Source organism: Mameliella sp. MMSF_3455, from assembly GCF_030733205.1.
Taxonomy (GTDB): Bacteria; Pseudomonadota; Alphaproteobacteria; order Rhodobacterales; family Rhodobacteraceae; genus Antarctobacter.
The window spans coordinates 231,420-247,008 of sequence record NZ_JASHJL010000002.1; the positions used below are offsets into that span (position 1 = coordinate 231,420).

A 15,589-nucleotide genomic window follows, 5' to 3' on the forward strand; every position below is an offset into this window, starting at 1 on the left:
CGGGATACCGGCCTCATCCGCCCTGTTGTGACAACTGCAGGATCGGGCCCCAGTTCAACCATATTGCGATCCCGGCCAGAAGCAGCCCGGCACAAGCAAAGACAACATCGTGCAGCGCATCCCAAGCCCCCATGCGAAGCGCCAGCCAGACCACCACCGGGTAGGCCAGCGCAAAGGCCGCGGCCTGCCCGGCAAGCGCCCCGATCAGCCCTGCCGCCTGCAGGCCGATCAGGATACACCCCACCATCAGCACCGCACGCACCAGAGCCAGGTAAAAGTACCGGCGCGAGTCCCCCGCCGCGAGCGCGGCCTGATCATAGGTCATGACGATCAACATTGGGATCTGAGCGCAGGCCAGGACCACCGCCACCGCGCCCGCTGCGGCGTATCGCGCGTCATACAGCGTTTGCACCAGCCAGACGCCCATCAGGGCGAAGATCCCGACAAAGCCGATCAAGCCGATGGACACGGCAAAGCGCATCTTGCGCAGTTTCAAAAAGTTCTCACGGCTCTCCTTTGGCGGGGTTTCCCGGTAGACCGGGATCAGGATCTTGTGGGTCAGAAGGTTGCCCAGCATCAGCGGGAAAGAGGCCCAGAAAAAACCGATGTTGTAGACACCGAAAGTATCCAGCGCGATGAACTTGCCGATCAGCATCTTGTCGGCCTGGGTAAAGAAGAAACCGCATACCGTCGCCAGGAACACCCATTTCCCGAAGGAGATCAGTTCGCGCGCGGCGGGGCTTTCCCAGCGCAGGCGGTTGGCCGGACCGGGCAGGTAACGCCAGTTCAACACAACCTCGACAAGGGCACCGATCACACCAGAGATCACCAGCGCCCAGACCGACCCCCACCACCAGGCCAGACCCACGGCGGCGGCCACCCCCGCCAGCTGAGTGGCCATGTCCAGGACCGTGACCCGCCCGAGCAGCAGGTGCCTGTTCGCGGTGATCATCCGCGTTGGCCTGAACCCGGTGATCAGCAGGGTCAGAGCCGAAACCGGCAGGATATATGCCAGCAAAGGCTGATCATAGACCCAGGCCATCGGCCAGGCCAGGCCGCAGGCCAAGAGCCACAGGCCGATGCCCCGGGCCACCTGGATCGTCCAGGCGGTGTCGAGGAAATCCTGATCATCACCACGTTTCGACTGCATGATCGCGGGCGTCACCCCGACGTCCGAGAACTGTCCCAGGCCCATCAGAAAGACCATGACCAGCGCCATCAGGCCAAAGGCCTCGGGGAACAGCAGCCGGGTCAGGATGAGGTTCGACCCAAGTCGTACAACTTGCCCGAAGCCAAAGCTGCCCAGCGTGAACAGGGACGACCGCATCGCCCGCGCGGTGACGGATTCGCTTCGGAAGGCCTCCATCGCGCTCATCTTCCGCGGCTCCAGGTCTGACGGGCGTGCGGGGTCAGCTTTACCGCGATCGCCACGCCCGCATAAACCATGAAACCCAGCGGGTCGCGCAGCGCGAGGCGCAGTTTTTCGGGCAAGGGAAAGCCCGGCTTGTCGTCGTTCCGAGTCAACGCCGGATAAAGCGCGGCGATCTCATCCACGCCGGCGTTCTGCCGCCGGCGCACCTTGACAAGGTTGCGCCAGCCCTCCGCGATGGGCCATCGATAGGGCGCCGGCACGCCCTGCCGTTCGCCCGGACGAAATTGCAGCCGGACATAGATATCGTCCGAGATGATATCCGGGAATGCGCCCCAGCGCGCCCGGCCCGCCGCGTTCACCGCGAACAGGCCGCATCCCGGCACCACGTCCCGCATGAAGGGCACACGCCGCCAGATCCGTGCATAGGCCCGGCTGATCGCGCCCTCTGCGGCGATCTCGACCCGGCCGCTGGCATAGCGCGGGCCATCCACGTACAACGCCGTCACCAGTTGAGCCAGCAGCCCCGGCGTGACGATCACATCCGCGTCGAGGTAAACCCGGATCGCCCCGCTGGCCGCCGCATCCCCCGCGTTCAGCGCGCCGGGCTTGCTGCCCGCCCGTTGTTCGATCACCACCAGATGCCAGCCCCGCGCCGCCATCCGCGCCGCGTAGCCGCGAGCGACATCGGCCGTGTCGTCGCGGCAGCCATTGGCCACCACGATCACCTCGACCATGCCTGCGCCGGACTCTTCAGAGTCCAGCAATGCTTCGAGGCAGCCGCCAATCAGCGCTGCCTCGTTGCTTGCCGGAAGTATCACCGAAACGCCCGCGTTCCGCCTCTGCATGGTTGTATCCATATCTCATACTCACACCCGTACCACTGGGGCCACACATGAAAAAAATACACCTCGCCCTGCTCTGGAAACTGCTGCGGAACTGTGGCCAAAGCATGGAATCGATTAGGTTTGATCACGACGAACGCCCACAAGAGGCGCGGCTGCCATCCATAGGAATATCAGGTGACGCAAGGCTTGCGTATAGGGTACATCGTCCCGCAATTCCCGGGACAGACGCACATCTTCTTCTGGCGCGAGATCCGCGCACTGGAAGCGATGGGACATGAGGTCCATGTATTCTCGACCCGCAAGCCGCCGCGCCGCCTGATTTCGCACGACTGGTCCGACAAGGCGATCGCACGCACCACTTACCTGGGGCATTTAGATCCGCTGCTTGCCGCCACCGCACTGACCAAGTTGAGCACCAAGCGACTGCCGCTTTGGATGCTGCGCGAGGGCCCCGGATTCGCCCGGGACGCGCTGATGACGATGGCCGCCGCCGAAAGGCTGCGGCGCGAGGCGGCAGCGCGCGGGCTGGATCACATCCACGCCCATTCCTGCGGTCGCGTCGCGCTCATCACCTGTTTCGCGCATCTCATGGGCGGGCCGCGCTACTCAATGACATTGCACGGGCCACTGTCGGACTACGGCCCCGGTCAGCGGGTGAAATGGCGGCACGCCAGTTTCGCCACGATCATCACGCGCAAGATCCTCTCCGAAATCGAAGAGACCCTGGCCGGATCGCTCCCCGAACGGCGGATCATCCGCCCGATGGGCGTGGACACTGACAAACTGCAGCGCCGCACGCCCTACCAGCCGCCTCAACATGGCCGCCCGATCCGCATTTTCGCCTGTGGACGCCTGAACCTGGTCAAGGGCCACCAAGACCTGATGGCCGCCACCCGTCAGCTTCTGGACCAGGGCGTCGACGTGCGTGTCGAAATCGCCGGAGAGGACGACGACGGTGGCACCGGCTACCGGATCGAACTGGAAGAGACGCTGAAGCGGCTGCGCCTTCAGGATCACGTCAAGCTTCTGGGCGCGATCGACGCGGGCGAGGTCAAGGACAAGCTGGAAGAGGCGCATCTGTTCGTGCTGGCGTCCTGGCACGAACCGCTGGGCGTCGCCTACATGGAAGCCATGTCGATGGGTGTCCCGACCATTGGCACCGATGCGGGCGGCGTGCGCGAACTGATCACGGACGGGTCCACCGGCTATCTGGTCGAACCGAAGAACCCCGGGATGCTGGCCCGCACGATCCGCAGCCTCGTCGGCGATCCGGACGCGCTCAAGCGCCTGTCAGAGGCCGGGCGCCAGCACATCGTCGAGAGTTTCCGCGCCTCGCTGGGGGCCGAGGTGCTGGTCGAAGAGATCGAGCGCCTGCGGAACCCGGACAGCGCCCAGGAGGTGTAGCGCGGGATCCCCGCCGCCCCTGCCCTGCTCGCTCCTCTCTGGCCTCAAACCGCTTGCACAGCCTCTCTGGCCCCTGTCGCCGTTCATCAGCCGAATTGTCGGAACCTCGTCGGCACGAACGGGGTACGCCAAAGTCGATTTGGCGGTCTCGGGGCAGGCAGACAACGTCAGGGGAGCAGGTCCGCCACGGAAATCGCGGCCTCGGGAGCCGCGTCAAAGACCACTTCCTCGATCCCCACCATGCGCAGCAGGCCGCTGTCGGCACGAGCATGGACGATGCCGTTTTCCCGTGTAAATTCATAGCTGTCACGCGTTCCGGGCAGGACCGCACGATCCTGCCCCGATCCGCCGTTCAGCACGTCCGCGCCGCCGCCCGAGACCAGCACATCATCCCCCGGCCCGGCGGTCAGGTAGTCTTCTTGCGCGGTGCCCTCGATCCGGCCCTCTCCGCCCAGCACTCTTATGCCATTCAGAAAGGCAGCCTCGTCCCTGGCCTCCCAGCTGTTAGGGCCGGAAGCATTGTAGGCCATCAGCATGTCCCAGCGCGGGTTCTCGTCCTCGAGGTGGCGCAACCCGCCCCAGTTGCCCCACATGGACGAGGGGGCGACATCCACGAAAGCGTTGAACAGCACCCCGCCCGCATCGACCCAACCCGCCAACAGGATCTCGTACAGGCGGGCCATTTCCGGGGTATAGCTGAAGGTCTCGAAGAAGGCGGTCAGCCGTTCGTCGTTGACCCGCGCGCCGTGCCCGACAAGATGCGTGCCGCCCTCGTACATGATCAGGCGCAGGCCGTTCTTGCGGGCCACCCCGGCGTGATAGGGAAAGATCTCCTCGACCAATTGCCGCAGCGAGCCTTTCTCCAGCGCCTCGGCCACGGGGGCGATGGCGGCCTCGAACCTCCGGTCCTTGATAAATTCCCGCAGCGCAACCCGTTGCAGGCCCTCGGCCTCACCCGCGTCCCGGGCAAGTTCGGCGGCAGCATCCAGCCAGCCGTCCATGCGCTGCGCCATTTCCTCGCCACCCATCTCGTAGCCGAAATAGCCGGTCACCGCGTAGGCATCGAAACTGTTGACCGGCATGTGCCCCAGTCGCAGAAAGGCCAGAGGCGCCTGCAGGATCTCCTTTTCCAGACCGGGCCAACCTGTGTGCGTCGCCACCACGCGCACAAGGCTGTCGGACTGATCGGCGTAGACATCCGACCAGATGTCCATCACCTGCGCCGCACGCAGCCCGTAGAATTGCGCCCATCCCTGGTCCGTCGCGCCCCAGAGCGTCTCTGCCTGCCCGCGCGCCCAGGCCGCCTGCGGGAAACCCGGGTTCCAGACCTCGTTGGACAGCTCGACGTAGGCCCTCAGCCGCGGGTCAAGGTCACGCTTCACCACCTCGGCAAAGCGGCGGACGTAATCGTCATCGGCCAGATGGGGCATGTTGAACCAGGGATCGGCCCCGATCACGTTGGCCAGCCGCACCATGACCTCGACTGGCACACCCCATTCCGACCAGCTGGCGGTGGTCATCGTCGGCCGCGTCTCCCAGCCGGTCACCGGAGAGCCGTTGGTGATCATCCAGTCCATGAAGCGCAACACGCGCACGTCCTCGACCCGGGCCAGGAAATCCGGGTTGAACAGCGCCCCGGCGCGGTACAACGCCTCGTGCTCTTCTCGCAGGATGACGATATTGCGGATCGGGTCGGCGGGATCGATCTCGGTGATCGACAGCGCCACCAGGCCCTCGCCCGGTTCATAGCTGAAGGTCATGCGGCCCGGCTCGGTGCGGACACGCCGGGCCCGGCCGACCAGCTTGAACTTGGCCTTGCCGTCATAGGTCAGGACATAGTCGCCGCGCAGGGACCCGGCAGCCTTGGGCTGGTTCGTCAGGATCACCGTCTCGATGGCATCGACACCCTCGGGCACCCGCAGAGGCCAGTCGTCTTCGTCCAGATGGCCACCGGCGCGCAGCTCTTCGGTGCTTACGGCGCCCCATTGGTCGCCGATGTTGCCGACCCAGCCGCGCGAGGATTTCATCAGGTCCAGAAAGGGATGCTGCGTCGACCAGTCGGATATGCCGTTCAGGCCCAGCCCCAGCGCGGGGGCGCCCTGCGGCCTGACCCCGCGCGGCGGCAGCGAGATCGGCTGGCGCTCGGGCAGATCCGGTGCGCGGGCCTCTTCGACCGGCGGATCGGCGGGAGCGGGGGTCGCGGCCTCGCGCTGCGGCACCTGTTCCCAGATCGCCTCGGCCAGCTGGGCGTAATTGGCCACGACATCCGGGTGCAGCACCGCAGGTGGCGAAAATACGTCCGGCGGCGGCGCGTCATAGACCCAGGCATAAGTGACCATCGCCGCCAGCATGTAGAGCGTCGGCGTCCCGTGCGGAGCATTATCGGTATAAAGCGCCTCTGCCGGCAGCCCCTCCAAGAGGCCGCCCCGCTGAAAGAACCCGGCCAGGACAGAGGCCACCGGGATCACCTCGACCTGCGTGTCGGGGCGGGTGACGGACATCACGTTCAGCAGGTCGCGATACCACTGGTGGTATTCGCCCGCGTTGAAGGCATGGTAGCGGCGCAACTGCCGGTTCGACGGCGGAAAGCTGCGCGAGAAACTGGCCATGTCCGACCAGCCCTCGTAGACAAACAGCCGCGTGTCCGGGCTGTTGACCTCGACCCAGTCAAAGATCCGCTGCAAGGCGCCCAGCGGGCTTTCGCGGTCCGGATTGTCGCCGTCGTAGGGCACGTCGGGCAACTGGTACTGGATGAAGTTCGCGGGCGTCACGATCACCGCGTCGTAGCGCCCGTCGCGGAACAGCCCCTGTTCCGGCGACCAGGCCCCCTGCAACCCCGGAAAGGACCAGTTCGCCGTCGGCGGCAAGCCGTCTGCAAAGTTCCTAAGGAACCCCCATTGCCCGTCCAATGCCAGCGACCGGCCATCGGCCTTGGCCATCTGGTTCATCCAGTGGGGAACGTTGGTATGGTCCGACGTTTCGCTGAGGTGATGCACCAGCGAATTGCCAAAGACGTAGACGCGCGCCTCGTCCCGTTCCGCCACCGTGATGGTTGCACAAAGCGCCGGAATCAAAGCCAGCGCGAGCGCCCTCAGCCATTTGCGCATGTTGGTCTGCCTCATGTTTTCCTGCCTGCCGCGACTATGCCTCAAACCGCATCCGGGACAAAGCGTACGAAACGGGCCGGTCCCGGAAATCAGGTCAAATCATGGGTTTTCATTTGGAATTTGCTCCGTATAGTGGCCGCCATGACCGAGACCCGCCATAACGCCCGCCAGACCCGCCTTTCGGCGGTCTTTGCGCTTGGCGGCGGTCTACTGCTAACTCGCCTCTGAGCGTGGCCCCCTCGGCGCGCGTGCTCAGAGGAGATGTGTGACGCGCCGGGACCTGCACGCACACGAGTTGGGATCTTTCCGATGACAGACACATCAGGCCAGTACCGGGGCCGTCATCCCTCCGCTTTCGCGGAGCCCGCGCGCGTGCCGGCAGGTCAATCCCCCAAGACATTCCGGGACGCCCCCGCGTTCCGCCCGCATAGCTGAGGACAGACCATGAGCACCGACAAAGACCGCGTTGTCATCTTCGACACCACCCTCCGCGACGGCGAACAATCGCCCGGCGCCACCATGACCCATGCCGAAAAGCTCGAGATCGCAGAGCTGCTCGACGACATGGGCGTCGACATCATCGAGGCCGGGTTCCCGATCGCCTCCGAGGGCGATTTCCGCGCCGTTTCCGAAATCGCCGAACGTTCGAAACAGTCGGTGATCTGCGGGCTTGCCCGCGCGCAGCTGCCCGACATCGACCGCTGCTGGGAGGCGGTCAAGAAATCCGAGCGTCCGCGCATCCACACCTTCATCGGCACCTCGCCGCTGCACCGCGCCATTCCCAATCTCACGATGGACGAGATGGCCGAACGCATCCATGAAACCGTGACCCATGCGCGCAACCTCTGCGACAACGTCCAGTGGTCGCCGATGGACGCGACCCGGACGGAATGGGATTACCTCTGCCGCGTGGTCGAGATTGCCATCAAGGCCGGCGCCACCACGATCAACATCCCCGATACGGTGGGCTATACCGCGCCGGTCGAAAGCGCGGACCTGATCCGCAAGCTGATCGAGACCGTGCCCGGCGGGGACGAGGTGGTCTTTGCCACCCATTGCCACAACGACCTTGGCATGGCGACGGCAAACGCCCTTGCCGCCGTTGCCGGTGGCGCGCGTCAGATCGAATGTACCATAAACGGCCTTGGCGAACGCGCGGGCAACACCGCGCTCGAGGAGGTGGTCATGGCGCTCAAGGTGCGGGGCGATATCATGCCCTACCACACCGGGATCGACACCAAGAAGATCATGCATATCTCGCGCCGTGTCTCGACCGTCTCGGGCTTTCCGGTGCAGTTCAACAAGGCCATCGTCGGCAAGAATGCCTTCGCGCACGAAAGCGGCATCCACCAGGACGGGATGCTGAAGAACGCCGAGACCTTCGAGATCATGCGCCCCGAAGACGTGGGTATCGCGGGCACCTCCTTGCCGCTCGGCAAGCACTCGGGCCGCGCGGCGCTGCGGGCGAAACTCAATGATCTTGGGGTCGAGGTCGGGGACAACCAGCTCAAGGACATCTTCGTGCGGTTCAAGGATCTTGCCGACCGCAAGAAAGAGGTCTTTGACGACGACATCCTGGCCCTTGTCACCGCGACCACGGACGGCGATTCGAACCGTCTTGAGCTGGTGAACCTGCGCGTGGTCTGCGGCACCGGCGGACCGGCCGAGGCCCAGCTGGAGATGGAGGTCGACGGCGAGGACCAGAGCGCGACCTGTCATGGAGACGGCCCCGTGGATGCCTGTTTCAAGGCTGTGCGGGAACTGCACCCGAACAAGGCGCAGCTGCAGCTCTACCAGGTGCACGCCGTGACCGAGGGCACCGACGCGCAGGCCACCGTTTCCGTGCGGCTTGAAGAGGACGGCATCATCGCCACCGGCCAGTCGGCGGATACCGATACGGTCGTCGCCTCGGTACGCGCCTATATCCAGGCCCTGAACCGGCTCATGGTGCGCCGGTCCAAGATGGGACCGGGCGCGGACACGCGTGAAATCTCCTACAAGGAAATGGGCTGACCGCGTCCTTCGGCTCCGCCGGCGTCCCCGCTGGCGGAGCCCCTCGGAAAGCGCGAAATCGCGGGGCCGAATGCGTGTGATCCCGGATCAGGTCTTTACAGCATTTTAACCATTTTGATGTTTTGTTAACCGAGTTTACCCGTTTTCTGGAGGCCCCGATGGCCCCGACGCCCCCAAAGCCCGACATTGACGACCTGAACCCCAAGGGATTCTTCGCGGATATCGTTGGCGCCCTGTCCGGTACCCTGCAGGAAGTCGTGGGCATGGACGAGGCTTCGGCCTTCGTGGCGCGCGTCGGGGATGACATGGGCCGCAGCATCGCCGACCGCTACCGCGATGACGACGGTGCACTGCCTGCCGAACCGGCCGAAATCGGCCGCATCCTCTGTGATCTCAAGCAAAAGATCGGCGGGCATTTCGAACTGATCGAGGCGGGGCCCGACAAGCTGGTGTTCACCGCCTCCAGTTGCCCCTTTGGTCGGCGGGTCGAGGGCAGGCCCTCGCTTTGCATGATGACAACCAACGTCTTTGGACGCATCGCCGCCGAGGCAAATGGCTATGCCTCGGTCGAGATCGACGAGGCCCTGTCGATAGGGCATTCCCGCTGTCACGTCACGGTTCACCTCGTCCGAAACGAGGACGCGGACTTGTTCGAGTTTTTCGCATGAAGGGTCTTGTGCACGCAAACAACCGGGACCGGGATCAGGGCTGTTCCCAGTCCCGGAGCCTGACACAGGAATGATAGTGACCGACGCCGTGCTGGATGCGGCCCTGGGGGCCATCGGCCAAGCGATCGAGCGCGCCCCGCGCGCGATGATGTTGCTGGACCATGAGTGGACCGTCCTGCTGGCCAATCGCCAGGCGCGCGATCTGCCCGGGCTGACGGTCGGCCTGCACCTGACCAGCCTTGCCCGCGAAGGCGCCGAGACCATGACAAGGGGGTTGAAACAGGCGATTTCCATTTCGCGTGGCATTCCGCTTCGCCTGACCTTCACCGAGGAGCCGATGACCTTCCAGGCTTGGCGGATCGACCCGCTGCCCGGCTCGGAACACCCTCTGGTGATGCTGAAATCCGACCCGTCCAACCTCTTTGCCGCACGCCTCACCTCTCTCGAACGCAAGCAGGACAACACCCGCCGCCGGTTGAGCCAGACGGAAGAGGAGCGCGACAGGCTACGTCATACGGCGCGCCGACTGTCCAGCCTTGCCATGACCGACCCTCTGACCGGCCTGATGAACGCCCGCAGTTTCCGTGAAGAGGGGCAACGGCTGCTGGCCAAGCCACAAGGCACCGTCGGGCTGATCTACATCGACTTGAACGGCTTCAAGCCGATCAACGACCAGTACGGCCATTGCGCCGGCGACGAGGTGCTTAGCCGGGTTGCCCGACGCCTGCGCGAAACCCTGGGCAACGACGGCAACGCTGCCCGCCTGGGGGGCGATGAGTTCGGAATTTGGCACCCGGACACCAGCCAGAGGACCATACTGACCTGTGTCAACGACCTGCGCGCCGCATTGTCCCGGCCGATGACATTGGAACGACCGGGCGGAACGGATATCGTCCTGCCCGGAATCAATGCCGCCTTTGGCCGGGCCACGGCCCCGGATGACGGCACCGACGTGGACATGCTGCTGAAAAGGGCGGATGCGCGCATGTACGCAGACAAGACCCGCCGACGGGGGACTTGTCTGCGCCTGTCCGGCTGAGCGGCGTCACTCACCCAGCGCGATGCCCTCGCGGCGCGGATCGGCGCCGCCCTGCAGACCGTCCGCCCCGATGGCGATGGCATGAAGGCCGGAATTCAGGTCACGCACATCGGTATTGAACCCCATCTCTGCCAGGGCCGCCGCCATTTCGGCCATCGGCGTCCCCGCCTCCAGGTCGAAGGTGCCGAAGCGGTTGACGCCGTGCGGCATGGCCACCGCCTGCTGCACGTCCATGCCCCAGTCCACATGCGCGATGATCGCCTGCGTGACATAGCCGATGATCCGCGACCCGCCGGGAGAGCCGATCACCAGCACCGGCTTGCCCTCTTCGCGCACGATGGTCGGTGACATCGACGACCGGGGCCGCTTGCCCGGCGCCACCGCGTTCGCGATCGGCACCCCGTCCTGGTGCGAGCGGAAGGAGAAATCCGTCAGCTCATTGTTCAACAGGAACCCATTGGTCATCAGGCGCGAGCCAAAGCCGTTCTCGATGGTCGTCGTCATCGACAGCGCATTTCCGTACTGGTCGACGATCGAGATATGCGAGGTCGAGGGGAACTCGATGCTCTCGTCATCGGCCCAGAGCATCGCATGGTCCCACGCCGGCATCCCCGGCGCCACCTCCGGCAGGGCATCCTCGCCTTCCAGCAGGCGCGCGCGCTCGGACAGGTAGGCCGGATCGACCAGACCATCGGTCGGCATCGGGACAAAATCGCTGTCGGCCATGTACCGGCCACGATCCGCAAAGGCGAGCCGCGAGGCGTCGCCGATTTTGCGCCAGGTCTGCGGATCATCTGCCGCCCCGGGCTCGGAGGCATCCAGCATCCCAAGGATCTGCCCAACGGTCAGCGCGCCGGAAGAGGGCGGACCCATACCGCAGACCTCAAGCCCCCGGAACGGCGCACAGACCGCCGGGCGCTCCTTGACCTCGTAGGCGGCGAGGTCGGCCAGGCTCATGACACCGGGATTGGGCTCGAACCCGCGCACCGTGTCGACGATGTCCTGCGCGATCTCACCCTGGTAGATCACCTGCGCGCCTTCGCTGGCCATCCGGCGCATGACATTGGCATACTCCGGGTTCTTCAGCACGGTCCCGGCCACGGGCGGCATCCCGTCCGGCAGAAAATAGTTGGCGGACGGTTCATACCGGGTCAGCGCGGGGACGTTGGCCAGCACCAACTGGCTGAGACGGGGAGAGACCTCAAACCCCTCGTCCGCCAGCCGCGTGGCTGCATCGAACAGGCCGGCCCAGTCGGATTTGCCCCATTTCTCATGCGCCGCCTGCATCAGCGCGGGCGTGCCCGGCACACCGACAGAGCGTCCCCCGATCACCGCGTCCCAGAACCCCATCGGCTCGCCGTCGTCGGTCTGGAACAGGGTCGGTGTGGCGGCAAAAGGCGCGGTTTCGCGCCCGTCCAGCGTGGTGATCTCGCCCGTTTCGCCATCGTGCCAGACCAGAAAGGCCCCACCGCCGATGCCTGAACTTTGCGGTTCGACCAAGCCCAGCACGGTTTGCACGGCGATCATGGCATCCGCCGCCGTGCCACCGGCCCGGAGCACCTCGGCCCCGGCCTGCACCGCATGCGGATTGGCCGCCGCCACCATCCATGTCTGTGCCTTGACCGGTTGACCGGCCGCCTTGGCCTCCAGCGCCGCGGCGACCTCGGGCGATAGCGCGGCAAAGCCGCCGCCATCCACAGTGGCCGCCTCGGGGGCGATGGTATCCGTGCTTTGCTGTGCCAGCCCCGCGCCCGCCGTCAGCATCAACAGCGTGGCTATCTGCGCAATCCTCATCTTACACACTCCCTGGTTGCGTCTGGTGACTGACAGTCAATCAGCAGAAGCGAGTCGGGGATAGACCCGATGTGCGCGTTGGCGGTCCTGGTCCTTCTTGACGGACGTCGTCAGGGGCACGATCCCAGATATGGTCTGCGTCGTCCGGCTTCAGCGAGACCTTGCATTTCGCGGCCCCCTGCTTGGCGGTGATCTTCGGCCTCGGCCGGGTAGGCCCGCATCTTGCGCCCTGTCTCGGCAACGCCGATGCGGAATGCGCGAAAGAATGGGCCGGCGACCCGCTCACAGCATCGCAGGCACGACCTGGTCCGGCGGGCGGTGGCCATCGTCGAAGGTCTTGATGTTGATGATGACCTTTTCACCCATCTCGATCCGCCCCTCTTCGGTGGCCGACCCCATGTGCGGCAGCATCATCACGTTGGGCATGTTGCGCAGTTCGGGGTTGCCCTGGATCCCGTGTTCGTAGACGTCCAGCCCCGCACCGGCCAGTTGCCCCGCCTTGAGCATCCGGGTCAGCGCGTTTTCGTCGATCACCTCCCCGCGCGAGGTGTTCACGATCACCGCACTGGGTTTCATCAACTGCAGGCGGCGCGCGTTCAGCAGGTGATAGGTGCTGGGGGTCGAGGGACAGTTGACGCTGATCATGTCCATGCGCGCGACCATCTGGTCGAGGCTTTCCCAATAGGTGGCCTCCAGCGACTCTTCGATCTCGGGGCGCAGGCGGTGGCGGTTGTGGTAATGCACCTGCATCCCGAAGGCCGCCGCGCGGCGCGCGACCGCCTGCCCGATCCGGCCCATGCCGAGGATGCCCAGCCGGCGCCCGCCCAGGCGCTGGCCCAGCAGCGCTGTGGGCGCCCAGCCGGCCCATTCACCGCCCTGCATGACGGCCAGGCCTTCCTGGATGCGCCGGGTCACACCCAGCATCAGCGCCATGACCATGTCGGCGGTGTCCTCGGTCACCACGCCCGGCGTGTTCGACACGAGGATCCCGCGCGAGCGCGCGGTTGAAACGTCGATATGATCGAATCCCGCACCGAAATTGGCGATCAGCTTTAGCCGTTCTCCCGCTTGGCCAATCAGCCCGGCGTCAATGCGGTCGGTCAGCGTGGGCACCAGAACATCGGCCTCCTGCACCGCGTCGATCAGCTCTCCACGGGTCATCGGCGTGTCATCGGCACGCAGTTTCGCGTCGAACAGCTCGGTGAGCCGCGTCTCGACCACTTCGGGCAAGCGTCGCGTCACGACAACACTCAGACGTTTTGATGGCATGCAGCCTCTCCCCAAACTTCCCCTGCGGGTCCCACGGGCGGTAGACTGCGACAGGAAAGGACGGGGCACAAGAACCCCGCCGGAAAAACTGAGCAGGACTTGAAAACCATGTTCAAACAAGCGATCGCCGCGGCGGTGGCGCTGCTGTTGCTGGCGGGTCCCGGACCGGCCGGGCAGGACCGTGGGCCGGTGACGAACCTGCCGCTGCCACGTTTCGTCTCGCTCAAGGCCTCGGAGGGCAACGTCCGCCGGGGGCCCTCGCTGACGCATCGGATCGACTGGGTCTACAAGCGACGCGGCATGCCGCTGGAGATCACCGCCGAACACGGCCACTGGCGCCGGGTCCGCGACCGCGACGGGGCCGGCGGCTGGGTGCATTATTCACTGCTGTCCGGCGCGCGCACGGTGATCGTGGAAGAGGACATGCTGAGCCTCCATCGGCGGCCCGACCCCGACAGCGTGGTGGTGGCGCGGCTGGAACTGGGAGTGATCGCACGGCTGGGCGATTGCGGACCGGACTGGTGCCGCCTGACCGCTGACGGCTATCGCGGTTGGGTCGACAAGACCGCGCTCTGGGGTGTGGGACTGGACGAAATCCGCGAGTGACCGCGCAACGCCGGCCTGCCGGCACCTCGACTGGCACGAGGTCCCGGGCCAAGCCCGGGAATGGGACGCGCGGCCTTCTCAGGCCGCCTCGTGCAACAGGATCGCCGCCTCGGACGCCGACAGGTTGCGCCGCGCATAGGCGCCATAGCCCAGCGGGTTCGAGGCCACGCCCGGCAGGGTCCGCAGCAATCGCTTGCGATCCTCGTCATCCAGAGAACTGAGCGCGGTGTTCGCCGGATGGAAGCTCTCTGTTTCGACCCCATCGGCAAACAGCACCTCGTGCCGAGGCAGAAGCAGGTGCACATAGGTCACTTCCTTGACCGTGCTGTCCTGCACCACGCCCTTGCCATCGACAAGGTCGCGCGCCGTCACCAGCACCTCGGGCGTGTTGAACAACGCCTGCGCGGGCGCACCGCGCACCACCATGCGGTGATCCGGTGACACGAGCACATCGCTGTTGGGCTGATCCAATCCCAGCGCGCCGGCGCGCAGCCGGATCGGGCGCAAGGCAGGCATGGCAAAAAGACGGGCACCCGTCATCCGGCGGCTGCCGATCCAGCAGATCGGCTGGGCGCCGCTGTCCTTGGTCTGCACCAGGTCGCCTTCGCGCAGAAGGCCGACCGGAACCGGCCCGCGCGGTGTCAGGATGCGTGTCCTGGGCGTGAAACAGATCACGCCACCCGGGTCTGCCGGGGCGGCCAGCCTCTGCGCCGACCGGACATGATGCACCACCCACAGATCGACACCGGCGGGCGGCAGCTCATCGAGGCACATCAGCAAAGGCGGCACATGGGGCCCCACCGGGATCAGCGTCACGGGATAGCCCTTGCGACCATCGGTGACGACAAAGGTCGAGTCGTCGCCGGGCAGGTCTTGCCCCGACCCGCTCGGGTCATCCCCGCGGGGGGCGTCCTCTGCCAGGGCTGCACCCACCAGCCTGCGCACCATGCGCGCCGCGCGGGGTCTGATGTCTTCGCCTTGGTCCGCCCTCTTGCCCAGCGGAAGAACCGAGGCCGGACCGTCCACCCGGACCGGCTCTCCGGACCAGGACCAGGCGGCCCCGACCTGCAATGCCGGTTCGGGCGCGTCCTGCACCCCGTCGATTTCCGTTTGCGCCCAAGAGATGACAAACGTGCCACGATAGCCCGTTCCCATGCCTGCTCTGCCTCTTGTCATTTTTTGAAAAGAGTAGGCGACGTACCGGGTTAGGCAAAGCCATGCGCAACGTCAGCGGGGCCATGCCAAGCGCCTTGGCCCCGCGCCTGTGGTCAACAGGCAACAAGTCCCGGCCACAAGACAACCAAGACGTGTATGAAGCCGCCGCCCCAATAGGTGGGACGGCGTTTCAGGATCAATCCGGTGGCTCAGCCGCCGTAACCGGCGCGCCCGATGCTTTCGTAGCCGGTGAAGCCGGCGGCCTCGGCGTCGGCGGGGGCATAGATGTTGCGCAGGTCGGCCAGTTTCGCTTGTGC

11 protein-coding genes are annotated in these 15,589 nt (G+C 65.6%); 5 read left to right on the top strand and 6 right to left on the bottom strand.

The window, feature by feature from the left end; genetic code table 11:
* Positions 1 to 13: 13 nt before the first annotated feature.
* Both RBB42_RS02220 and RBB42_RS02225 read right to left on the bottom strand, forming a co-directional pair.
* On the bottom strand, positions 14 to 1,375 hold the full coding sequence (locus tag RBB42_RS02220) for an oligosaccharide flippase family protein (protein ID WP_305970131.1): 1,362 nt from the start codon (positions 1,373 to 1,375) through the stop codon (positions 14 to 16).
* Complete coding sequence (locus RBB42_RS02225) at positions 1,372 to 2,217, bottom strand: glycosyltransferase (RefSeq protein WP_305970130.1); 846 nt, start codon at positions 2,215 to 2,217, stop codon at positions 1,372 to 1,374. Before RBB42_RS02225 ends, RBB42_RS02220 begins: the two co-directional genes overlap by 4 nt.
* 186 nt (positions 2,218 to 2,403) lie before the next feature.
* Here RBB42_RS02225 and epsE point away from each other — a divergent pair, with 186 nt between their 5' ends.
* Positions 2,404 to 3,621 carry an exopolysaccharide biosynthesis GT4 family glycosyltransferase EpsE gene (gene epsE, locus RBB42_RS02230; protein WP_305970129.1) on the top strand — a complete coding sequence of 406 codons (1,218 nt, stop codon included), beginning with the start codon at positions 2,404 to 2,406 and terminating at the stop codon, positions 3,619 to 3,621.
* 167 nt (positions 3,622 to 3,788) lie between these two features.
* Here the strand turns inward: epsE and RBB42_RS02235 are convergent, their stop codons facing one another.
* A complete protein-coding gene (locus RBB42_RS02235) occupies positions 3,789 to 6,743 on the bottom strand; it encodes a calcium-binding protein (RefSeq protein ID WP_305970128.1) in 2,955 nt (984 codons plus the stop codon).
* Positions 6,744 to 7,172: 429 nt separating this feature from the next.
* On the opposite strand from RBB42_RS02235, the gene RBB42_RS02240 reads away from it, so the two are divergent.
* From RBB42_RS02240 to RBB42_RS02250, 3 genes are all read left to right on the top strand, one after another.
* Entirely contained in the window at positions 7,173 to 8,741 is a 1,569-nt protein-coding gene (locus RBB42_RS02240; RefSeq protein WP_305970127.1) for a 2-isopropylmalate synthase, read from the top strand.
* A gap of 158 nt (positions 8,742 to 8,899) precedes the next feature.
* Positions 8,900 to 9,409 carry a methanogen output domain 1-containing protein gene (locus RBB42_RS02245; protein WP_305970126.1) on the top strand — a complete coding sequence of 170 codons (510 nt, stop codon included), beginning with the start codon at positions 8,900 to 8,902 and terminating at the stop codon, positions 9,407 to 9,409.
* 70 nt (positions 9,410 to 9,479) lie between these two features.
* Complete coding sequence (locus RBB42_RS02250) at positions 9,480 to 10,448, top strand: GGDEF domain-containing protein (protein WP_305970125.1); 969 nt, start codon at positions 9,480 to 9,482, stop codon at positions 10,446 to 10,448.
* 6 nt (positions 10,449 to 10,454) lie between these two features.
* On the opposite strand, the gene ggt is transcribed toward RBB42_RS02250, so the two are convergent.
* A complete protein-coding gene (gene ggt, locus RBB42_RS02255; RefSeq protein ID WP_305970124.1) occupies positions 10,455 to 12,242 on the bottom strand; it encodes a gamma-glutamyltransferase in 1,788 nt (595 codons plus the stop codon).
* A gap of 282 nt (positions 12,243 to 12,524) precedes the next feature.
* On the bottom strand, positions 12,525 to 13,511 hold the full coding sequence (locus tag RBB42_RS02260; RefSeq protein WP_305970123.1) for a 2-hydroxyacid dehydrogenase: 987 nt from the start codon (positions 13,509 to 13,511) through the stop codon (positions 12,525 to 12,527).
* A gap of 108 nt (positions 13,512 to 13,619) precedes the next feature.
* Here RBB42_RS02260 and RBB42_RS02265 point away from each other — a divergent pair, with 108 nt between their 5' ends.
* Positions 13,620 to 14,117 carry an SH3 domain-containing protein gene (locus tag RBB42_RS02265; protein WP_305970122.1) on the top strand — a complete coding sequence of 166 codons (498 nt, stop codon included), beginning with the start codon at positions 13,620 to 13,622 and terminating at the stop codon, positions 14,115 to 14,117.
* Between the two features lie 78 nt (positions 14,118 to 14,195).
* On the opposite strand, the gene RBB42_RS02270 is transcribed toward RBB42_RS02265, so the two are convergent.
* Entirely contained in the window at positions 14,196 to 15,272 is a 1,077-nt protein-coding gene (locus RBB42_RS02270; protein WP_305970153.1) for a Hint domain-containing protein, read from the bottom strand.
* Positions 15,273 to 15,589: the final 317 nt, after the last annotated feature.